This window comes from Comamonas sp. BIGb0124 (assembly GCF_003752175.1).
GTDB lineage: Bacteria > Pseudomonadota > Gammaproteobacteria > Burkholderiales > Burkholderiaceae_C > Comamonas_F.
Genome location: NZ_RJVF01000009.1, coordinates 1 through 21,322, shown reverse-complemented (window position 1 = coordinate 21,322; position 21,322 = coordinate 1). Strand labels below are relative to the sequence as shown.

The 21,322-nt window shown below is 64.0% G+C and carries 15 protein-coding genes, 2 tRNA genes and 1 pseudogene; 1 reads left to right on the top strand and 17 read right to left on the bottom strand.

Annotated features, from left to right (window positions below; translation table 11 throughout):
• Positions 1 to 167 precede the first annotated feature (167 nt).
• Positions 168 to 1,037 (bottom strand): LysR family transcriptional regulator, encoded by an 870-nt coding sequence (locus EC845_RS06340; protein WP_123296403.1) that lies wholly within the window; start codon positions 1,035 to 1,037, stop codon positions 168 to 170.
• A 66-nt stretch (positions 1,038 to 1,103) separates the two neighbouring features.
• Here EC845_RS06340 and EC845_RS06335 point away from each other — a divergent pair, with 66 nt between their 5' ends.
• Positions 1,104 to 2,534, top strand: a complete 1,431-nt coding sequence (locus EC845_RS06335) for an MFS transporter (RefSeq protein ID WP_233597962.1) — start codon at positions 1,104 to 1,106, stop codon at positions 2,532 to 2,534.
• 151 nt (positions 2,535 to 2,685) lie between these two features.
• Here EC845_RS06335 and EC845_RS06330 read toward each other — a convergent pair.
• From EC845_RS06330 to EC845_RS06255, 16 genes and pseudogenes are all read right to left on the bottom strand, one after another.
• Positions 2,686 to 2,761 (bottom strand) — tRNA-Phe (locus EC845_RS06330).
• Positions 2,762 to 2,833: 72 nt separating this feature from the next.
• Positions 2,834 to 3,574: a response regulator gene (locus EC845_RS06325; protein ID WP_123296401.1), complete on the bottom strand. Its 741-nt coding sequence runs from the start codon at positions 3,572 to 3,574 to the stop codon at positions 2,834 to 2,836.
• 89 nt (positions 3,575 to 3,663) lie between these two features.
• Complete coding sequence (locus EC845_RS06320; protein WP_123297924.1) at positions 3,664 to 5,955, bottom strand: ATP-binding protein; 2,292 nt, start codon at positions 5,953 to 5,955, stop codon at positions 3,664 to 3,666.
• Positions 5,956 to 6,023: 68 nt separating this feature from the next.
• On the bottom strand, positions 6,024 to 6,773 hold the full coding sequence (locus tag EC845_RS06315; RefSeq protein ID WP_233597961.1) for a DUF4390 domain-containing protein: 750 nt from the start codon (positions 6,771 to 6,773) through the stop codon (positions 6,024 to 6,026).
• Complete coding sequence (gene rsmB / locus EC845_RS06310) at positions 6,763 to 8,103, bottom strand: 16S rRNA (cytosine(967)-C(5))-methyltransferase RsmB (protein ID WP_123296400.1); 1,341 nt, start codon at positions 8,101 to 8,103, stop codon at positions 6,763 to 6,765. Before rsmB ends, EC845_RS06315 begins: the two co-directional genes overlap by 11 nt.
• Positions 8,100 to 8,765 carry a hypothetical protein gene (locus EC845_RS06305; RefSeq protein ID WP_123296399.1) on the bottom strand — a complete coding sequence of 222 codons (666 nt, stop codon included), beginning with the start codon at positions 8,763 to 8,765 and terminating at the stop codon, positions 8,100 to 8,102. Before EC845_RS06305 ends, rsmB begins: the two co-directional genes overlap by 4 nt.
• A gap of 187 nt (positions 8,766 to 8,952) precedes the next feature.
• The gene (gene rpoC / locus EC845_RS06300) at positions 8,953 to 13,182 is read right to left on the bottom strand and encodes a DNA-directed RNA polymerase subunit beta' (RefSeq protein WP_123296398.1); all 4,230 of its coding nucleotides are present in this window, start codon (positions 13,180 to 13,182) and stop codon (positions 8,953 to 8,955) included.
• A 20-nt stretch (positions 13,183 to 13,202) separates the two neighbouring features.
• Positions 13,203 to 17,315: a DNA-directed RNA polymerase subunit beta gene (gene rpoB / locus EC845_RS06295; RefSeq protein WP_123296397.1), complete on the bottom strand. Its 4,113-nt coding sequence runs from the start codon at positions 17,313 to 17,315 to the stop codon at positions 13,203 to 13,205.
• Between the two features lie 296 nt (positions 17,316 to 17,611).
• The gene (gene rplL, locus EC845_RS06290; RefSeq protein ID WP_123296396.1) at positions 17,612 to 17,983 is read right to left on the bottom strand and encodes a 50S ribosomal protein L7/L12; all 372 of its coding nucleotides are present in this window, start codon (positions 17,981 to 17,983) and stop codon (positions 17,612 to 17,614) included.
• Positions 17,984 to 18,013: 30 nt separating this feature from the next.
• Positions 18,014 to 18,547, bottom strand: a complete 534-nt coding sequence (gene rplJ, locus EC845_RS06285) for a 50S ribosomal protein L10 (protein ID WP_123296395.1) — start codon at positions 18,545 to 18,547, stop codon at positions 18,014 to 18,016.
• A 261-nt stretch (positions 18,548 to 18,808) separates the two neighbouring features.
• On the bottom strand, positions 18,809 to 19,504 hold the full coding sequence (gene rplA, locus EC845_RS06280) for a 50S ribosomal protein L1 (RefSeq protein WP_123296394.1): 696 nt from the start codon (positions 19,502 to 19,504) through the stop codon (positions 18,809 to 18,811).
• Positions 19,504 to 19,935 (bottom strand): 50S ribosomal protein L11, encoded by a 432-nt coding sequence (gene rplK / locus EC845_RS06275; protein WP_123296393.1) that lies wholly within the window; start codon positions 19,933 to 19,935, stop codon positions 19,504 to 19,506. Before rplK ends, rplA begins: the two co-directional genes overlap by 1 nt.
• 123 nt (positions 19,936 to 20,058) lie before the next feature.
• A complete protein-coding gene (gene nusG, locus EC845_RS06270; RefSeq protein ID WP_123296392.1) occupies positions 20,059 to 20,652 on the bottom strand; it encodes a transcription termination/antitermination protein NusG in 594 nt (197 codons plus the stop codon).
• Positions 20,653 to 20,654: 2 nt separating this feature from the next.
• Positions 20,655 to 21,035: a preprotein translocase subunit SecE gene (gene secE / locus EC845_RS06265; RefSeq protein WP_123296391.1), complete on the bottom strand. Its 381-nt coding sequence runs from the start codon at positions 21,033 to 21,035 to the stop codon at positions 20,655 to 20,657.
• Between the two features lie 91 nt (positions 21,036 to 21,126).
• Positions 21,127 to 21,202, bottom strand: a tRNA-Trp gene (locus EC845_RS06260).
• Between the two features lie 21 nt (positions 21,203 to 21,223).
• Positions 21,224 to 21,322, bottom strand: a pseudogene (locus EC845_RS06255) (elongation factor Tu); the annotation flags it as partial.

Here is a 21,322-nt window from a genome sequence, read left to right as displayed (position 1 = left end):
TTAGACCAGTCGTCTACAACCCATCCCGATTACCCCAACTGCCCGGCCCGTGCATCTTCATCACCCTGCATCACCGACATCGGCTTCACGGTGCGAACGACGATTCGAAGGCCGCATTCGAGATTCGTGCCGGACGCTCGGCTGCACCCGCCTGGGCAGTTCCTGCTCTAGGTCAATCTCAAGCTCTCGTGTTTGGAGATGGCATCGACCACGAAGTCGATGACCGTTCTGACCGGGGCGGAATGCCGCAGATCGCGGTGCACCGCCAGCCAGAGATCCGGCACGAAGGGCACCGGAGGCGGCGGCAACCGCACCAGGCCGGGCTCGGCATCGCCGATGAAACACGGCAAGCCGACGACCCCTGCACCATGCCGAGCGGCGGCGACATGGCTGCTGATGTCGCTCAGCAAACACGAAATGGCCCTGCCCGCAGCCACGCGATGCAACCACTGCGGCTGCGGCATGTCGGCCATTTCGGCGCTGTAGCCGATGAAGGCCCAATCGTCCGGCCTGTGCCGTGCGCCGTAGTCGTGGCTCGAATAAAGGGCAAACGGCATGCGCCCCACTTTTCGGATCACGCAGGTCGGCTCCTGGGGCCGCACGATACGCAGTGCCAGATCGGCCTCGCGGCGGCTCAGCGAGACCTGCTGGGTCTGGGCCAAAACCGACAGGCGAACCTGCGGCGTGGCCGCGTGAAACGCCGCGACCCGCGCGGCCAGAAGAAAGACGGCCAGCGACGGCGGCGCGCTCAGGGAGACATCGCCCGCCAGCGACTGCCGGGTGGCCCGCGCCACCCTTTCGATCCCGAAAGCCGATTCGTCCATGGCCTCGGCCTGTTCGAAGATCTGACGGCCGATCGGCGTGAGCCGGCAGGAGCGAGGCAACCGTTCGACCAAAACGACCTCGAGCTCGGTTTCGAGTGCGGCCAGGCGTCGGCTCACGGTCGCATGATCGACCTTCAGCGCCCGCGCCGCCCCCGAGAGCGTGCCCGCGCGCCCCACGGCAAGGAAATGGCGGAGATTTTCCCAATCCAACATCTGTGCAAATTCGCCAGTGAGCTGTGAGTTTTTTTGGAGTTTACGCGGACAGTGCCGATTTCTACCATGGCTGACCGATTCCTTCTGAATGCCTCCATGCCCAACCTGCCGCCCTCGCCCAGAGGCACGCTTTTCGCTTCGGCCCTCGGTTTTGTCGTTGTCCTGCTGGACGTGAGCGTGGTCAACGTCGCCCTGGACGACTTGAGACGCACCTGGCATGCGGACATGGCCACCCTGCAGTGGGTGGTCAACGCCTACACCCTCGTTTTCGCGGCGCTGCTGCTAACCAGCGGCGCATTGGGCGACCGCCTGGGGGCGCGACGCGTTTTCCTGGCCGGCTTCGCAGTCTTCACCCTGGCGTCGGTGGCCTGCGGGCTGGCGCCGGGCGAGCAGACACTCATTGCGGCCAGGTTGCTCCAGGGTCTCGGCGCCGCCTTGCTGGTGCCGAATTCGCTGTCGATGCTCGAGCGAGCCTTCAAGAATCCGCAAGCCCGCAGCCACGCCGTGGGCTGGTGGGGCGCGGCAGGCGGCATCGCCCTGGCTGCAGGCCCGGTGCTGGGCGGCATCTTGGTCGAGCACTGGGGCTGGAGAAGCATCTTTCTCATCAATCTGCCTGTCGGTGTCGTCGGCATGCTTCTCACGCAACGGTTTGCCGATCGGCACGAGATCACGCATCCGCGGCGCTTCGATTGGCCGGGTCAGGTGACGGCGATCCTCGCCCTGGCTGCGTTCGCATCGGCCATCGGCCTGGCGACGAGCCTGGGCTGGAGCAATTTATCGGTGTGGGGCGGGCTGTTGGCGGCGGTTGCGCTTGTCTTCGGCTTCGTCTGGATCGAAGCGCGCAGCCCCTCGCCGATGTTGCCGTTGTCGCTGTTTCGGCAAACGACGTTCAGCGCGGTCTCGATCACGGGCATCGCCGTGAACTTCGCCTATTACGGCCTGATCTTTGTGTTCAGCCTGTTCTTCCAGGTCCACCAACACCTCTCGCCGCAGCAGACCGGGCTGGCGTTCCTGCCCATGACGCTGGTTCTCATGCTGGGAAACATCGCAGCCGGGCAGCTCATGCCCCGTTGGGGTGCCCGCCGGCTGCTGGTGGCCGGCCTCACGCTGGCGGCCCTCGGCTACTGGCTCACGGCCTTCGCCCTCGAAGGTCCTGACTGGCCACTGGCCCTGGCGATGATGCTCGCGGCAACCGGCATCTCGCTGACCGTTCCGACCATGACCAACGTCACCCTCTCGGCCGTCGATGCCTCGCGCACCGGCATCGCATCGGGTGTACTCAACTCGGCACGGCAAGTCGGGGGCATGCTGGGAGTGGGTGTCTGTGGTTACCTGATACAGGACCCATCCCCGGACGCCTTCCTGGCCGGCATGCGCACCGCCATCGGCCTCTCGGTTGTCCTGCTGGTACTGGCAGCGCTGCTGTGTCTAGGCAAGATCACGCGCGAGACGGCGCACGAGACCGCTGCTCCGGCAGCGCGGAAGAACGACGGCTGAAGGGCCCGTATCGAACACATCTCAGGCGGCCCGCGAGGCCCGCAACGGACGCGGGCGAACGATTCATTTCCGAATGCACTGCGCCGCCGACATCCGACCGACAACCCAAAAGAAAACGGGCTGCGTCGTTAAACGCAACCCGTTGAATTCTTGGTGGCCTGGGGCGGAATCGAACCACCGACACGCGGATTTTCAATCCGCTGCTCTACCGACTGAGCTACCAGGCCTTAAGAAGATCAATCATAGCACGCCAAATCCCGCTCTCCGGATTCGCATGCGATTTTTTCTGTTCGGGTACCTCAACCCAGTGCCCGCTTGTTGCGCGACAGGTCGACACCCAGTTGTTTGAGCTTGCGGTACAGGTGGGTGCGCTCCAAGCCGGTCTTCTCGGCCACGCGGGTCATCGAGCCGCCTTCCTTGGCCAGATGGAACTCGAAGTACGCTTTCTCGAAATCGTCGCGGGCTTCGCGCAGCGGCTTGTCGAGCGAAAAACTCTGCTCGGCAACCGGTCCCTGGTGAATCACGCCGACGGGCGCGACCGCCGCACCGGGGGTGCGCAGCGATTCCAGCGGCAGGCTGTCCGGGGCCTGCACCGCCGCAGGGCCCGCCGAACCGCCGATCGGGGGCAGCCGTCCGCCCTTCAGGCCGAGGCTGGCCGGCGCGGCGGCTGCGGTCTGCACCTTGGTCAGTCCCTGCTCCACCGCCTTGAGCAGCTTCTGCAGGGTGATGGGCTTTTCCAGGAAGGCATAGGCGCCGATCTTGGTCGCCTGCACGGCGGTGTCGATCGATGCGTGGCCGCTCATCATGATCACGGGCATGGTGAGCTGGCCGCTGCCGGCCCACTCCTTGAGCAGGGTCACGCCGTCCGTGTCGGGCATCCAGATGTCGAGCAGCACCAGATCCGGCTGCTGCCGGCTGCGTGCCGCGCGCGCCTGTGCCGCGTTCTCCGCCAGCTCGACCGCGTGCCCTTCGTCGTTCAAGATTTCAGAGAGCAGGTCACGAATGCCCAGCTCGTCGTCCACCACCAAGATATTCGCCATAACGTATCCCGTCAGTGCAGGCAGCGATGCCCACAGTCCCAACGCAACCCTGCCTCGGGGCTGGATCAGCCCCTGCGCAGACAGTGTTGTCAGGGAGCAACTTTAAACGAAAGTGAGACCTGTGCGCCACGGACTTGTCCATCGATGATGCGATTGGCGATATCCACGCGTGCGCTGTGCTCCTCGGCGATCTTCTTGACCATGGGCAAACCGAGGCCGGTCCCCCGCACCTTGGTGGTCACATAAGGCTCGAAAGCGCGCTTGAGGATGGGCTCGGCAAAGCCCGGTCCGCTGTCCCGCACCTGCAGCCGCACACGGGCCAGATCGGCACTCCAGTGGGTGCGTATCACCACGTCGGGCAAGCGGGCATCGGCTGCGGCATCGCCCTCCGGCGCATCGGGCTGCAAGGCCTGTGCGGCCACCGCAAGCGCCTGGCCTTCGGTGGCGTCCTGCGCGTTCTGCAGCAGGTTGTGGATCACCTGGCGCAATTGCTGCGCATCGCCCAGGATGAGCGGGCAGGCCGGATCCAGCTCGGCGCGGATCGCCACGCGGGCCTGCTCCGACTCGTAGAGATGCAGCACATCGCTCACCAGGGCATTGATGTCCAGCCGCTCCAGGTTGGCCTTGGGCAGGCGGGCGTAGTCGCGGAACTCGTTGACCAGCCGTTTCATGGCATCGACCTGGTCGACGATGGTCTTGACCGACTTGAGCAGCATGGCGCGGTCGCTGCCCTGCAGCTTGTCCTGCAGCTTGATTTCCAGCCGCTCGGCCGAAAGCTGGATGGGCGTGAGCGGATTCTTGATCTCGTGGGCCAGGCGCCGCGCCACCTCGCCCCAGGCCTGGGTGCGCTGGGCCGACACGATTTCGGAAATATCCTCGAGCACCAGCAGCCGCCGCTCGCCCGGCAGCAGCGCGCCCCGTGCGATCAGGTTGCTGACGCCATGGTCCACCTCCGCATGGCCGGCGTTGAGCTCGAAAGCCTGCTGCCAGTGGTCCAGCGCATGCTGGCCCTGATCGCCCAGGAAAGCGGCGAACTGGGCATTCACGCCCTGCGCCAGGTCGGCCATGCCGTCGACCTCGCCGAGCGGCCGACCTTCGTTCGCCGCCAGCGGCACACGCAGAATGCGGGTCGCGCCCGGATTGCTGGTCACGATGCGGCCCTGCGGATCGAGCACGACCACACCCGAGGTCAGGTTGTCCAGAATGGTCTGCAGATTGGCCCGCGCTTCGCTCACCTGCCGGATGCTGGCCTCCACCGTGGCCCGTGCATCGGCCAATTGCTGTGTCATCGAGGCAAAGGAGCGCGTCAGGCCCGACAGCTCGTCCTTGCTTTTCATGACGTCGCGCGGGGTCAGGTTGCCGCCGGCGACCTCGCGCACGCCGTCGGCCAGCCACAGCAGCGGACGCACCAGCTGGTTGCCCAGCAGCACCGCCAGCAGAATGGCACCGAACACCGCCAGGAACAGACTGAGCGTCAGTGTGCCGATATAGACACCACGCAGGCCCTCCCGCCCCAGGGCACGCTCCTGGTACTCGCGGTAGACCTCCTGCACCTGCAGCGCATTGCGCACCAGCGACTCGGGCAGCCGCTGGGTGATCTGCAGAAACCGGGCCTCGGCCAGCAGGTCGAAACCCGAGGCCGGCACCACCGCCAGCGTCACCACCCGCACATGGCTGGCGGCGGCCACGCCGCCCTCGTCCAGCCCTTCGATGACCGAGACCGCCTGCTGCGAGCGCGCTTCGCGCATCTGCTGGGCCGACGGCCGGCGCGGGCTGAGCTGGAACCGCGAATCTCCGGCACTGGCCAGCAATTGGCCGCTCACGCTCCACAGTTGCAGGTCGTCCACATCGAGTTGCGAACGCATGCGCTCGAGCGCCAGCGCGGCCCCGGTGTTCGAGGTGCCGGCCAATTGCTGGGCATTGACGCGGCCCTTGTTCGACAGGTCGTTCGACAGCGCCTCCAGGCTCAGGCGCCCCAGGCTCAGGCCCGATTCCAGCGCGGCCTCGACCCGGACATCGAACCAGCTCTCGATCGAGCGCGACACGAACTGGTAGGACACGAAATAGATGAGCAGCCCCGGGGCAAAACCCACCAGGGCAAAAATGCCGGCCAGCTTGAGCAGCAGCCGGCTGCCGAACTTGTTGCGCCGAACCCGGCTCAACAGACGCAAACCGCCCCACAGGATGATGCCGCCCAGCAGCGCCGCGACGGCGGCATTGATGGTCAGCAAGCGGCTGTAGTTCACCTCGTACAGCGCCTGGTTGCTGGTCGCCAGCGTCAGCATGAAGAACAGCACCAGCCCGATGCCGACCATGGCGGCGGCACCCAGCACCAGCGCCCAGCGCACGCTGCGGGCATTGTTGAGCAGGCGCGGCGGCATGTGGCCGTGCGAGACCTGCTGGGCCGGAGCCGGCGGCTGCGCCGGGTCGCGAGGCTCGCGGGGCTCGGTCACCGGGCGCCTTCCGTGGCGGCCGGCGCCTCGGTGCGCGACGGCACAGGCGGCGATGCGGGCGGCTCATGGGCCGGCTCGGCAGGCGCTGGATGCACCGGTGCCGGCGGAGCGGCGGGCCGTGCTACCGCCGGCCGCGACGAAGGCGACCACTGGAAATCGATCAATGCACCCAGGCGCCAGTCGGTCTGACCGGTCATGCCGATCTGCAGGGGCCGCGGCAATTGCGACACATCGAGCTGCAGCCCGAACTCGACCGTGTACACATCCTGCGTGGAAAAGTCGGCCGCGTTGGCCAGCCGCCAGTCCACGATGCGCCGCAGCACGGCGAGCGCCTGCTCCAGGTTGTCGAAATTCTGGCCCAGCGCCCATCCGCCGCCGGATTGCGGCCGCTCGCCGCTCACGCTCAGGCGCCAGCGGTCGGTCAGGGGCTGGTAAGACAGCCGGTAATACCGCTGCACCTGGGCCATGACCCGGTCCGACCAATACCAGCGCTCGCGCAGGATGCGGGTCTGGGCCACGAAAAAGATCGGAATGCCCTTGTGCAGGGCTTCGTCGACCAGCTCGGGCAGCACGATGTCCAGGCTGGCACTCAACAGCAGGGTCGAGTCCCGGGCATGCACAAAGGCTTCCATGACCTGTACCGTGCCGCCACGGCCGGCTTCGGCCTGCGCCCGGACCGGCATTGCGGTCCCCAGCAGCAGGCACAACAGGACGGCCAACAGCGCCGTGCCGCTCTTAAGCCTCACGTTTTTCAAGCAATGCGTGATAAAAACCATCGTGCTCACGCAGGAGATTGTCAGCGATATCCTGCTGCGGCTCTGGGCTGTGCGGGAATAAATGCCCGGGCGCGGGCAGGCGACGGGCATCGCTGTTGCTTGCAAGAAACGCTTCGATCCGGTCGTCGCCTTCGGCCTTGAACACCGAACAGGTGCAATACAGCAGCCTCCCACCCGGCCGGACCAGCGGCCACAGACGCTGCAGCAGCCGGCTCTGGATGGCGGCCAACTGCTCGATGTCGGCAGCACGGCGCAGCCAGACGATGTCGGGATGCCGCCTCACGATGCCCGAGGCGCTGCAGGGTGCATCCAGCAGGATGCCGTCGTAGAGCTGCCCGTCCCACCAGGCCTTCACCTGCTCGGCATCGGCCACGTGCACCGCCTCGGCCTGCAGTCCCAGGCGATCGAGCGTGTCGTGGATGCGTTCGGCGCGCCGGGCATCCACTTCCAGAGCGGTGACGCGGGCATCGGCCAGTTCCAGCAGATGGGCCGTCTTGCCGCCCGGGGCGGCACAGGCATCGAGCAGCCGCAGCGGACCCCGATCCGGCTGCAGGCCATCCAGCAGCAGGGGCGCGGCCATCTGCGCCGCCGCATCCTGCACCGACGCCCAGCCCTCGGCAAAATGCGGCAGTTCCTGCACCGGCACCGGGTAGTCCAGCACCAGTCCGCTGTGTCCGGTGCGCCGCGAGCCCAGCCCCTGGGCCTCCAGCAACGCCTGGTAGGCCTCCGCGGTGGTGCGGCGCACATTCACGCGCAGCGTCATGGGGCCGCGGGTCAGGTCCTGCTGCAGGATGGACTGCCAGTGGTCGGGGTGATCCGCCGCCAGACGCTGCACCCACCAGTCCGGATGGTTCCAGCGCGCCAGGCTGCTCTCGTCGGTCACGGCCCACAGGGCGTCCGTCTCGCGCAGGTAGCGGCGCAGGCAGGCATTGATGAAACCGGCCTGGTTGCGGGTGGCCGACAGGCGCTTGGCGGCTTCGGTCGTCTGGTCCACCACCGTGTGGATCTCGTAGGCCGCACGCTCGCTGCCCACCCGGCGGGCGCACAGCAGCGCCAGGGCCAGGCACAGCAGCATGTCGGCACGCGGCGCCGGCGCCCGGGGCGCCAGTTGCGCCCGCAACGCCTGCGCACGCCCCCAATGGCGCAAGGCATCGAAAGCCAGGGCCTGCACGCCCGGGCGCGGTACGCCTTCGGTCTGCTGCAGGGCTTCGGTCAAGGATCGGCCCTGGCGCACGGCCAGCAGCACTTGGCTGGTGGCCTGCATCTGCCGCCAGAGGGGTACAGTCGAAAAATCGTTCATAGGCTTGAAATAGGAGTCGTGAGAGCCTTGGGCAGTTCCACCAAAGGCACAGGACGGAAGCTTGCGGCCCAAGCCATGATCACCGCGGGAAACTGGCGCACGGCTTCGTTGTAGCCGTGCACCAGGTCGTTGAATTTTTCGGTCGTCAGCCGGTGCTGGGCCTGGGCCTGTTGCCACTGGCTGGCCAGCACCTGATAACCGGCGCCGAGCCCATCGTCGAGAAGCGTGTCCGCCGGCCCGCCCGGCGCAGGCAGCACGGACTGCTCTCGGCCCGCCCAGACCTCCAGCAACAAGGCCTGCGCCGCGTTGAAGGCTCCGACGGCCTCGGTCGACAGCGGCCGGCTCTGCACCACGGCCAGCGCCGCCACGTATTGCATCAGCGCGCCGCGCAGCAACTGGGCCTCGGCCGACAGCGTGGCCGGTCCGCCCGGCTCGGCTTGCCGGGCCTCGTCGCTCTGCAAGGCCGCATCCGACACGCGCGCCGCCGCGGCCGCCTCGAGGTCGAGCGCGGCATGCACCACGCCCGACAGACGCTGCGACGTCTCGGCCACCGAGGCAAAGCCGCCGCTCACCGCAGCCCGCAACCGGACGAGCCGGTTGTAGGCTCCGGTCGCCCAGCACAGCAGCACGGCGGCCAGCGTGCCCCACAGCCACGCGCTCACCGCAGCCCCTCCGGCACGGGCAGCCGGGGATCCGACTGGGGAATGGGATGGGCATTCGTCATCTCTCGCGCCTCCTGGGTCAAAAAAAAGCCTCCCGCCCATCGTAATGGGGGGAGGCGGCGGCCGGCGGCCGTCTAGCGGGCTAGAGGTTGCCGGATGCGGCCGTACAAGGGCCGCATGTCCGTCCTTACTCGGCGGCGGGCGCCTCGCCGGCGCCTTCCACCACTTCGGTCTCCGAGGCAGCGACCTCGGCGGCCTCGGCTTCGGCGATCGCACGGCGTTCGGCTTCGTCCATGGCATCCTTGGCCTTGCGGGCATCGTGGTACGCCAGGCCGGTACCGGCCGGGATCAGACGACCCACGATGACGTTTTCCTTCAGACCGCGCAGCTCGTCGCGCTTGCCCATGATCGCCGCTTCGGTCAGCACCCGGGTCGTTTCCTGGAAGGAAGCGGCCGAGATGAACGAATCGGTCGACAGCGAAGCCTTGGTGATGCCCAGCAGCACGTTGCTGTAGGTCGCCGGTTGCTTGCCATCGGCACGCAGCGCGTCGTTGGTGTTGAACATTTCCGAACGCTCGACCTGTTCACCGGAGATGTAGGTCGAATCGCCCGAGTTCTCGACCACGACACGGCGCAGCATCTGGCGAACGATCACCTCGATGTGCTTGTCGTTGATCTTCACACCCTGCAGGCGGTAGACGTCCTGCACTTCGTCGACGATGTAGCGCGAGAGTTCCTCGATGCCCAGCAGGCGCAGGATGTCCTGCGGATCGGCCGGACCGTCCACCACGACTTCGCCCTTGTTGACCACCTGGCCTTCGTGCACCAGGATGTTCTTTTCCTTCGGCACGAGTTCGTCCCAGACCTTGCCGTCCGGATCGGTGATCTGCAAGCGGACCTTGCCCTTGGTTTCCTTGCCGAACGACACGGTACCGGTCATTTCGGCCAGCATGCCCTTGTCCTTGGGTGAACGGGCTTCGAACAGCTCGGCCACACGCGGCAGACCGCCGGTAATGTCGCGGGTCTTCTGGCCTTCGACCGGGATACGGGCCAGCACTTCGCCGGGGCCCACGTCCTGACCGTCACGCACCTGGATCAGAGCGCCGACCTGGAAGCCGATCGTCACCGAGTGATCGGTGCCGGGGATCTTCACTTCGTTGCCCTGGGCATCGGCCAGCTTCACCTGCGGACGCACCACCTTGGTGGAGCCGCGGCGCTTCGGATCGATCACCACCAGCGTGGACAGACCGGTCACTTCGTCGACCTGCTTGGCAACCGTCAGGCCTTCCTCGACGTTCTCGAACTTCACCTGACCGGCGAATTCCGTGATGATCGGGCGGGTCAGCGGGTCCCAGTTGGCCAGGATCGTACCGGCCTTGATCGACTGGTCGGCCTTGATCGTCAGCGTGGCACCGTAAGGCACCTTGTGACGTTCACGCTCGCGGCCATGCTCGTCCTGGATGATGATTTCGCCGGAGCGGGCAATCACCACCAGTTCGCCACGCGTGTTGGTCACGTAGCGCATGGTCGAGTTGAAGCTGATCAGACCGCTGGACTTGGCTTCCACGCTGGAGGCCACGGCCGCACGCGAAGCCGCGCCACCGATGTGGAACGTGCGCATGGTCAGCTGGGTACCGGGTTCACCGATCGACTGGGCAGCGATCACACCCACGGCTTCGCCGCGGTTGACCAGCGAGCCGCGGCCGAGGTCGCGGCCATAGCAGCTGGCGCACAGGCCGAAGCGGGTCTCGCAAGTCAGGGCCGTACGGACCTTGACTTCGTCGACCGCCGCTTCTTCCAGCATGTCCAGCGCGTCTTCGTCGAGCATGGTGCCGGGCGGCAGCAGCAGTGCACGCGTTTCCGGGTGCAGCACTTCTTCGGCCGTGGTGCGGCCCAGCACGCGGTCGCGCAGCGACTCGATCACTTCACCGCCTTCGACGATGGCGCGCATGTAGTTGCCGTTCGAGGTCCCGCAGTCGTCTTCGGTGATGACCAGATCCTGCGTCACGTCCACCAGACGACGGGTCAGGTAACCCGAGTTGGCCGTCTTCAGCGCCGTATCCGCGAGACCCTTACGGGCACCGTGGGTGGAGATGAAGTACTGCAGCACGTTGAGGCCTTCGCGGAAGTTCGCGGTGATAGGCGTCTCGATGATCGAGCCGTCGGGCTTGGCCATCAGGCCACGCATGCCGGCGAGCTGGCGAATCTGGGCTGCGGAACCGCGAGCACCCGAATCGGCCATCATGTAGATGGAGTTGAAGGACTCCTGATCCACCTCGTTGCCGTGGCGGTCGGTGGTCTTCTGCTTGGCCAGCTGGGCCATCATCACCTTGGACACGGCGTCGCCCGCCTTGCCCCAGATGTCGACCACCTTGTTGTAGCGCTCGCCGGAGGTCACCAGACCCGAGACGTACTGCTGCTGGATTTCCTTGACCTCTTTTTCGGCCGCATCGATGATGCCGACCTTTTCGGGCGGCACCAGCATGTCCTCGATCGCGATCGAGATACCGGCGCGCGTGGCCAGACGGAAACCGGCCTGCAGCAGCTTGTCGGCGAACACCACGGTCTCCTTGAGACCGCAGCGACGGAACGACACGTTGATCAGACGCGAGATTTCCTTCTTCTTCAGCGCCTTGTTGATGTTCTCGAACGCCAGGCCCTTGGGCAGGATTTCGGACAGCAGAGCGCGGCCCACCGTGGTCTGCACCAGGTTGACTTGCGGCTCGAACTCACCGGTTTCCTTGTTCTTGACCCATTCGGTCAGGCGAACGCTGATCTTGGCGGTCAGCTCGGCCACACCGGCATCCAGCGCACGCTGGACTTCGCCGATGTCGGCAAAGACCATGCCTTCGCCCTTGCCGTTGATGCGGTCGCGGGTCGTGTAGTACAGACCCAGCACCACGTCTTGCGAAGGCACGATGGACGGCTCGCCGTTGGCGGGGAACAGCACGTTGTTGGAGGCCAGCATCAGCGTGCGGGCTTCCATCTGCGCTTCCACGGACAGCGGCACGTGAACGGCCATCTGGTCACCGTCGAAGTCGGCGTTGAAAGCCGCGCAGACCAGCGGATGCAGTTGAATGGCCTTGCCTTCGATCAGCATGGGCTCGAAAGCCTGGATGCCCAGTCGGTGCAGCGTCGGTGCGCGGTTGAGCATCACCGGATGCTCCTTGATCACCTCTTCGAGGATGTCCCACACCACCGGCGTACCGGCGTCGACTTCCTTCTTGGCCGCCTTGATCGTGGTGGCGATGCCCATGGCTTCCAGGCGCGAGAAGATGAAGGGCTTGAACAGTTCGAGCGCCATCAGCTTCGGCAGACCGCACTGGTGCAGCTTCAGGGTCGGGCCCACGGTAATCACCGAACGACCCGAGTAGTCGACGCGCTTGCCCAGCAGATTCTGGCGGAAGCGGCCGTTCTTGCCCTTGATCATGTCGGCCAGCGACTTCAGTGCACGCTTGTTGGCGCCCGTCATGGCCTTGCCACGGCGACCGTTGTCCAGCAGCGAGTCGACGGCTTCCTGCAGCATGCGCTTTTCGTTGCGCGCGATGATTTCAGGCGCCTTCAGCTCGAGCAGGCGACGCAGGCGGCTGTTGCGGTTGATGACGCGGCGATACAGGTCGTTCAGGTCGGAGGTCGCGAAGCGGCCGCCGTCCAGCGGCACCAGCGGACGCAGGTCCGGCGGCAGCACGGGCAGCACGTCCAGCACCATCCACTCGGGCTTGATCTTGGACTTCTTGAAAGCCTCGATCACCTTCAGGCGCTTGGCGTTCTTCTTGAGCTTGACTTCGGAACCACCGGCACTGATGTCGTTGCGCAGGCGTTCGATCTCGGTGTCGAGGTCGATGTCCTCGAGCAGATCCTTGATGCCTTCGGCACCCATCTTCGCCACGAACTCGTCGCCGTATTCCTTGCGCTTGGCGTCGTAGTCGTCCTCGGACATGATGCTGAACTTCTTCAGCGGGGTCATGCCCGGGTCGATCACCACGTAGGCTTCGAAGTACAGCACGCGTTCGATGTCGCGCAGCGTCATGTCGAGCACCAGGCCCAGACGCGACGGCAGCGACTTCAGGAACCAGATGTGCGCGCAGGGCGCGGCCAGGTCGATGTGACCCATGCGCTCGCGGCGCACCTTGGCCTGCGTCACTTCCACGCCGCACTTCTCGCACGTCACGCCGCGATGCTTGAGGCGCTTGTACTTGCCGCACAGGCACTCGTAGTCCTTGATCGGGCCAAAGATCTTGGCGCAGAACAGGCCGTCGCGTTCGGGCTTGAACGTACGGTAGTTGATGGTTTCCGGCTTCTTCACCTCACCGAAAGACCAGGCACGGATCTTCTCGGGAGAAGCCAGGCCGATCTTGATGGCATCGAAGTGCTCATCGGGCGAAAACTGCTTGAACAGGTCGAGTAGTGATTTCATAGAACTCTTGCCCTTTCAAATTAAGAGCGTTCCAGCTCGATATCGATACCGAGCGAACGAATTTCCTTGACCAGCACGTTGAACGACTCGGGCATGCCGGCGTCGATCGAATGCTCGCCCTTGACGATGTTCTCGTACACCTTCGTACGGCCCACCACGTCGTCGGACTTCACGGTCAGCATTTCCTGCAGCACGTAGGAAGCGCCATACGCTTCCAGCGCCCACACTTCCATCTCCCCGAAACGCTGGCCACCGAACTGGGCCTTGCCGCCCAGCGGTTGCTGCGTCACCAGCGAGTACGGACCGGTCGAACGGGCGTGCATCTTCTCGTCGACCAAGTGATGCAGCTTCAGGTAGTGCATGTAGCCGATGGTCGTCGGACGCTCGAAGCGATCGCCCGTGCGGCCGTCGTACAGATAGGCCTGGGTACGGCTGGCCGTCAGACCCTTCGCCTGGGCGACTTCTTCCGGGAAAGCCAGTTGCAGCATGTCGGCGATGTCCTGCTCCTCGGCACCGTCGAACACCGGGGTCGCGAACGGCACGCCCTTGGAGAGTTCGACCGCCATTTCGCGGACTTGATCGTCGTCGAGCTGCTCCAGCTCTTCCTTGTGACCGGCGACGTTGTAGACCTTGTCGAGGTAGGAGCGCAGTTCGGTGGCCTTGGCTTCACGCTGCAGCAGATCGCCGATGCGTTGGCCGATGCCCTTGGCTGCCCAGCCCAGATGGACTTCCAGCACCTGACCCACGTTCATGCGCGAAGGCACGCCCAGCGGGTTCAGCACGATGTCGCACGGCGTGCCGTCGGCCATGTAGGGCATGTCTTCGACCGGAACGATCTTCGACACCACACCCTTGTTGCCGTGGCGGCCGGCCATCTTGTCGCCGGGTTGCAGGCGGCGCTTGACGGCCAGGTAGACCTTGACCATCTTCAGCACGCCGGCGGGCAGCTCGTCGCCTTGCGTGAGCTTCTTGCGCTTCTCTTCGAAAGCCAGGTCGAAGCTGTGGCGTGTCTGCTCCAGCGAGTTCTTGATCGACTCGAGCTGGTTGGCCACTTCGTCTTCGGCCGGACGGATGTCGAACCAGTGGTACTTGTCCACCGACGACAGGTAGGCCTTGTCGAGCTTGCTGCCCTTGGACAGCTTGTTCGGGCCGCCGTTGGCGGTCTTGCCGGTCAGCAGCTTTTCGATACGGTCGAACGCGTCGAGCTCCACGCTGCGCAGCTGGTCGTTGAGGTCCAGGCGGAAACGCTTGAGTTCGTCGTCGATGATCTGCTGTGCACGCTTGTCGCGCTGGATGCCTTCACGGGTGAAGACCTGCACGTCGATCACGGTGCCCGAGCTGCCCTGGTCCACGCGCAGCGAAGTGTCCTTCACGTCGGAGGCCTTCTCGCCGAAGATGGCGCGCAGCAGCTTTTCTTCAGGCGTCAGCGTGGTTTCGCCCTTGGGCGTGACCTTGCCGACCAGCGTGTCGCCGGGCTGCACTTCGGCGCCCACGTACACGATGCCCGACTCGTCCAGACGGCCCAGTTGCTGTTCGGACAGGTTGGGGATGTCGCGCGTGATTTCCTCGGCACCCAGCTTGGTGTCGCGGGCCATGACCACCAGTTCCTCGATGTGGATCGAGGTGTAGCGGTCGTCGGCCACCACGCGTTCGGAGATCATGATCGAATCTTCGAAGTTGTAGCCGTTCCAGGGCATGAAGCCGATCAGCATGTTCTGGCCGATGGCGATTTCACCCAGATCGGTCGATGCGCCGTCGGCGATCACGTCGCCCTTGGCCAGCAGATCGCCCTTCTTGACGATGGGACGCTGGTGGATGTTGGTGTTCTGGTTGGAACGCTGATACTTGATCAGGTTGTAGATGTCCACACCGACTTCGCCGGCCACCGCTTCCGTGTCGTGCACACGGATCACGATACGGGTCGCATCGACATAGTCCACCACGCCGCCGCGGCGAGCCGTGACCACCGTGCCGGAGTCGACCGCGGCCACGCGCTCGATGCCGGTACCGACGAACGGCTTCTCGGGACGCAGCACAGGCACGGCCTGACGCGACATGTTGGCGCCCATCAACGCGCGGTTCGCATCGTCGTGCTCCAGGAAGGGCACGAGCGAAGCGGCCACCGACACGATCTGCGCCGGCGACACGTCCATGTACTGCACGCGCTCGGCGTTCACCAGCGTCGAGTCGCCCTTTTCACGGGCCGACACCAGGTCGCCCGTCAGGCGGCCTTCGCCGTCCAGCGTGGCGTTGGCCTGGGCGATCACGTACTTGCCTTCCTCGATGGCCGACAGGTAGTCGATCTGGTCGGTCACCTTGCCGTCCACCACGCGGCGATACGGTGTTTCGATGAAACCGTATTCGTTGAGGCGGGCGTACAGGGCCAGCGAGTTGATCAGGCCGATGTTCGGACCTTCAGGCGTTTCGATAGGGCACACGCGGCCGTAATGCGTGACGTGAACGTCGCGCACTTCGAAGCCTGCGCGTTCGCGCGTCAGACCACCCGGGCCCAGTGCGGAAACACGGCGCTTGTGGGTGATTTCGGCCAGCGGGTTGGTCTGGTCCATGAACTGCGACAGCTGCGACGCACCGAAGAACTCCTTGAGTGCCGCGGAAATCGGCTTGGAGTTGATCAGGTCGTGCGGCATCAGCGGATCTTGCTCGGCCTGGCCCAGACGTTCCTTCACGGCCTTCTCGATACGCGCCAGACCGGTGCGGTACTGGTTCTCGGCGAGTTCGCCCACGCAACGCACGCGGCGGTTGCCCAAGTGGTCGATATCGTCGACTTCGCCGTTGCCGTTGCGCAGATCGACCAGGATCTTGACCACGGACAGGATGTCGTCGTTGTCCAGCACCATGGGACCGGTCGACTCGTTGCGACCGATCTTGGCGTTGAACTTCATGCGGCCGACGCGCGACAGATCGTAGGTGTCGGCGTTGTAGAACAGGCGCTGGAACAGGGCCTGCACGGCTTCTTCGGTCGGCGGCTCGCCGGGGCGCATCATGCGGTAGATGGCCACGCGCGCAGCGAACTCGTCGACGGTTTCGTCGATGCGCAGGGTCTGCGAGATGTACGCGCCCTGGTTGAGTTCGTTGGTGTAGAGCACCTGAAGGTCGACGATGCCGGCCGAACGCAGCTTCTTGAGCAGCAGTTCGGTCAGTTCTTCGTTGGCCTTGGCGATGATCTCGCCGGTGTCTTCGTCGACGATGTTCTTGGCGACCACGCGGCCGATGAGGAAGTCCTCGGGCACGCTGATGTGGGTCGTGCCCGACTGCTCCAGCTCACGCGTGTGGCGTGCGGTGATGCGCTTGTCCTTGGCCACGACGACCTTGCCGGACTTGTCGGTGATGTCGAAACGCGCGACTTCGCCACGCAGGCGGTCGGCCACGAACTCGAGTTGTGCGCCTTCGTCCTGCAGGCGGAAGTTGTCGTTGACGAAGAAGTTCGCCAGGATCGATTCCGGGTTCAGGCCAATGGCCTTAAGCAGGATGGTGACCGGCATCTTGCGACGGCGGTCGACACGGAAGTACAGCACGTCCTTCGGATCGAATTCGAAGTCCAGCCACGAGCCGCGGTAGGGGATGATGCGAGCCGAGAACAGCAGCTTGCCCGACGAGTGGGTCTTGCCCTTGTCGTGTTCGAAGAACACGCCAGGCGAACGGTGCAGCTGGGAAACGATCACCCGCTCGGTGCCGTTGATGATGAAGGAACCCTTGTCCGTCATGAGCGGTACTTCGCCCATGTAGACTTCCTGCTCCTTGACTTCCTTGACGACCTTGGACTGCGAGGTCGAGGACTCACGATCGTAGATGATCAGCTGAACCTTGGCCCGTACGGCCGAGGCAAACGTCAGGCCACGGGTCTGGCACTCGCGGACGTCGAACGCGGGTTTGGCGAGGTTGTACTCGACAAACTTCATCTCCACAAAACCGTTGTGCGAGACAATGGGGAATGCCGATTCGAAAGCGGCCTGCAGCCCTTCGTGGGTGCGTTTCTTGGGGGCGACACCTGCTTGCAGGAATGCCGTGTAGGCATCGCGTTGCATCTGCAGCAGATAAGGGATTTCAAGCACGCTTTCGCGGCTGCCGAAACTTTTGCGGATGCGCTTGCGTTCGGTAAAGGAATAGGCCATGAGATCTCCGGTTGAGGCTCTGGCGACTGTCGCGCCTCACGCAAACCCTGCGTATACGTGGGCAGACTTGGTGGTTGGCCACTACCAACCAATGGCGGACGGCGATGCATTGCACATCGCCCGAACCAAGGCATTCTCTGCAGTCACATCAGAGAACACTGCAAAAAAGACTGGTCGGCCAGTCCCTTTTGCAGTGCCGTCTCACAAGCACCAAAGGCAGGTGTCGCCACCTGCCTTGGTTTGCCTTGCGGCGCAAGGGATTTTCACCCTTGCAGCTCGCAAAACGAGGGCCTTGCTTACTTGAGCTCGGCCTTGGCGCCGGCGTCGACCAGCTTCTTGAGGGCGGCTTCGGCGTCGGCCTTGGCAATGCCTTCCTTGACGTTCTTCGGAGCGCCGTCGACCAGGTCCTTGGCTTCCTTGAGGCCCAGGCCGGTGATTTCGCGCACGGCCTTGATGACGGACACCTTGTTGGCGCCGGCTTCGGTCAGAACGACGTTGAATTCCGTCTTTTCTTCCACGACAGCAGCGGCAGCGCCGCCAGCAGCGGGAGCGGCCATTGCAGCTGCGCTCACGCCAAACTTCTCTTCGATGGCCTTGACCAGGTCGTTGAGTTCGAGGACCGTCATGCTGTCGAGCGCGGTCAGGAATGCGTCTTTATCGAATGCCATTTGGATTTTCCTAAATCGAAAAAATTGGTTTTAAGCTGCGGCTGCGGCTTCTGTTTCTGCCTCGGGGGCAGCAGCGCCTTCGCCACGTTGTTCCGCCAGCGCGGCCAGCACACGTGCCGTACGCGAGATCGGGGATTGCATCAAGCCCAGCAGCTGGGCCAGCAGCACTTCCTTGGAAGGGATGTTGGCCAGTTGCTTAACGCCGTCGACGTCCAGGCTCTTGCCACCGAACACACCACCGCGAATGACCAGCTTGTCGTTGGTCTTTGCGAAGTCGGCCACAACCTTGGCTGCGGCGACGGCGTCTTCAGAGAAGCCATAGATCAGCGGACCGGTCAGCTGGTCTGCCACCACTTCGAAGCTGCTGCCGGCCAGAGCACGGCGTGCCAGGGTGTTCTTCAGAACACTCAAGGTCACACCCTTGCTGCGGGCATCGACACGAAGCTTCGTCATGCTGGCGACCGTGATGCCACGGTATTCCGCAATCACGAGCGTTTGAGCTTGAGCGGCGAGGCTGGTCACTTCTGCAATGACCGCTTCTTTCTCACTGCGATTCAGACTCAAGGTCTACTCCTTAAAAAGCGCAATCCGGGATCGGGATCCCTTCATGCGCACCTCAATGCAGCGACCAACTGTTTCAAGAAAATCTCGTTTTCCATCTGCAGTGGGATCGCCATCTGCGTTGGCTTGTCTTTTAAGCGGCACCGGTCGAAACCGGCGTCGCACCAACGGTCTTGGATGGCTCACCGGACTTGCGCCCGGTGACCCACCAGCTCGGTCTGCCGCACGGCCCGAAGGCACCTGCGACCGACCGAATTTCTACGTTCACACCGCGATGGACGACGTGTCGACTCGCACGCCCACACCCATGGTCGAGGACACGGCAACCTTGCGCAGGTAGACACCCTTGCTGGAAGCCGGCTTGGCCTTGTTCAGCGCATCGATCAGCGCAGCCAGGTTGCCCTGGAGCTTGTCGGCGTCGAACGAACGACGGCCGATGGTGCCGTGCACGATACCGGCCTTGTCGACGCGGAACTGGACCTGGCCAGCCTTGGCGTTCTTGACGGCGGTTGCGACGTCAGGGGTCACGGTGCCAACCTTGGGGTTGGGCATCAGGCCGCGGGGGCCCAGGATCTGGCCCAGCGTACCGACGACGCGCATGGCGTCCGGTGCAGCGATGACCACATCGAAAGGCATGTCGCCGGCCTTGACTTGAGCAGCCAGGTCTTCGAAACCGACGATGTCTGCGCCTGCGGCACGGGCTTCTTCAGCCTTGGCGCCTTGGGCGAACACGGCCACGCGCTTGACCTTGCCGGTGCCGTTGGGCAACACGACGGCGCCGCGCACGACTTGATCCGACTTCTTGGCGTCCACGCCGAGTTGCACGGCCACGTCGATGGATTCATCGAACTTGGCCGTAGCGGCTTCCTTGACCAGCGCCAGAGCGTCCGTCAGGGAATACAGCTTGGTCGACTCGACCTTGCCCGCGAGGGCTTTTTGTTTCTTGGTCAGCTTGGCCATTACACGCCCTCCACCGTCACGCCCATCGAGCGAGCCGAACCAGCGATGGTCCGAACTGCGCCGTCGATGTCAGCAGCGTTCATATCTTTCATCTTGGCCTTTGCGATCTCTTCGAGCTGTGCACGAGTGATCTTGCCCACCTTGTCGGTGTGCGGCTTGGCCGAACCCTTGTCGAGCTTGATCGCCTTCTTGATCAGCGTGGTCGCCGGGGGCGACTTGATGATGAAGGTGAAGCTCTTGTCTGCAAAAGCGGTGATGACCACCGGCAGGGGCAGACCCGGCTCGATACCTTGAGTCTGCGCGTTGAACGCCTTGCAGAACTCCATGATGTTCAGACCGCGCTGACCCAGTGCAGGGCCGATAGGCGGCGACGGATTGGCCTTGCCAGCTGGCACTTGCAGCTTCACAAAACCGACGATTTTTTTCGCCATGGTTTACTCCTTGCGGGTACGAACGCCGCAGCGAACGCTGCGACTCCCCGGGGTTGGGGCTCTGGTCTTGATGGTCTTGCCCGAGCCGAAAATGGCAAGACCCCACAAACTACCGAATCAGGCTCAGGTTTTTTCGACCTGAGCGAACTCGAGCTCGACCGGCGTGGCGCGACCGAAGATGGTCACCGACACACGCAGCTTGCTCTTCTCGTAATTGACTTCCTCGACCGAGCCGTTGAAGTCCGCGAACGGGCCTTCCTTGACGCGAACCAGCTCGCCGACCTCGAACTCCACCTTGTGGCGGGGCTTGTCGGTGCCTTCCTGCATCTGGCTGACGATCTTCTGCACTTCCTCTTCGGAAATGGGCGAAGGACGGTTGCGCGCGCCCCCCACAAAACCGGTCACCTTGCTGGTGTGCTTGACCAGATGCCAGGTGTCGTCGTCCATCACCATCTCGACCAGCACGTAGCCGGGGAAGAAACGGCGTTCGGTCGTACGGCGCTGGCCGTTCTTGATCTCGACCACTTCTTCGGTCGGCACCATGATGCGACCGAACTTGTCCTGCATGCCGGCGCGGTTCACGCGCTCGGTGATGTTGCGCTCAACAGCCTTCTCCATACCGGAGTAGGCGTGGACCACATACCAACGCATATCAGGGTGCGGCACGGCACCCTGGTTGGCTTGATCCACAGACTCCACCGAAGAACTCTCAGTCATACTTATCTCCAGCCCAGAATCAGGCCATACAGCACCCATTCCAGCGTTTTATCGGTCAACCACAAAAACAGCGACATCACCACGACGAACGCAAAGACGTACAACGTCATCTGCGTCGTTTCCTGGCGAGTGGGCCACACGACTTTTTTGACTTCTCGGACAGAATCTTGGCCAAAAGCAATCAGCTGACGACCATGCTCGGCACTCAGAAACACAGCGACGGCCGCAACCAGGCCGACCAGCAGCGCAGCCCAGCGGACCAGCGCACCATGGCCGGACAGCAAATAATAGGCAACAACAGCCAGGACAACCAAACCGACTGCAGCAGTCAGCTTGAGTTTGTCAGCCGTTGACGTGACGGTCTCAACCTGTGTAGTGGCCATTTTTGGCAAATTTCCAGCAAATAAATGCGCCTGGCTAAGACGCATAAGCCCGCTAAATCATTAGCGGGCTATATGACCATCTAGATGATGGTGGCAGGGGCAGAAGGAATCGAACCATCAACCTTCGGTTTTGGAGACCGACGCTCTGCCAATTGAGCTATACCCCTAGATTCTAACAGTCAGATCGCTTAGGCAACGATCTTGGCAACCACACCGGCGCCGACGGTCTTGCCGCCTTCGCGGATGGCGAAGCGCAGGCCTTCTTCCATGGCGATCGGGGCGATCAG

Excerpts from the sequence above, each read along its gene's own strand:
- EC845_RS06340 (WP_123296403.1), bottom strand. The coding sequence starts at position 1,037 with ATGTTGGATTGGGAAAATCTCCGCCATTTCCTTGCCGTGGGGCGCGCG.
- EC845_RS06335 (WP_233597962.1), top strand. The coding sequence starts at position 1,104 with ATGGCTGACCGATTCCTTCTGAATGCCTCCATGCCCAACCTGCCGCCC.
- EC845_RS06325 (WP_123296401.1), bottom strand. The coding sequence starts at position 3,574 with ATGGCGAATATCTTGGTGGTGGACGACGAGCTGGGCATTCGTGACCTG.
- EC845_RS06320 (WP_123297924.1), bottom strand. The coding sequence starts at position 5,955 with ATGCCGCCGCGCCTGCTCAACAATGCCCGCAGCGTGCGCTGGGCGCTG.
- rsmB (WP_123296400.1), bottom strand. The coding sequence starts at position 8,103 with ATGAACGATTTTTCGACTGTACCCCTCTGGCGGCAGATGCAGGCCACC.
- rpoC (WP_123296398.1), bottom strand. The coding sequence starts at position 13,182 with ATGAAATCACTACTCGACCTGTTCAAGCAGTTTTCGCCCGATGAGCAC.
- rpoB (WP_123296397.1), bottom strand. The coding sequence starts at position 17,315 with ATGGCCTATTCCTTTACCGAACGCAAGCGCATCCGCAAAAGTTTCGGC.
- rplL (WP_123296396.1), bottom strand. The coding sequence starts at position 17,983 with ATGGCATTCGATAAAGACGCATTCCTGACCGCGCTCGACAGCATGACG.
- rplA (WP_123296394.1), bottom strand. The coding sequence starts at position 19,504 with ATGGCCAAGCTGACCAAGAAACAAAAAGCCCTCGCGGGCAAGGTCGAG.
- rplK (WP_123296393.1), bottom strand. The coding sequence starts at position 19,935 with ATGGCGAAAAAAATCGTCGGTTTTGTGAAGCTGCAAGTGCCAGCTGGC.
- nusG (WP_123296392.1), bottom strand. The coding sequence starts at position 20,652 with ATGACTGAGAGTTCTTCGGTGGAGTCTGTGGATCAAGCCAACCAGGGT.
- secE (WP_123296391.1), bottom strand. The coding sequence starts at position 21,035 with ATGGCCACTACACAGGTTGAGACCGTCACGTCAACGGCTGACAAACTC.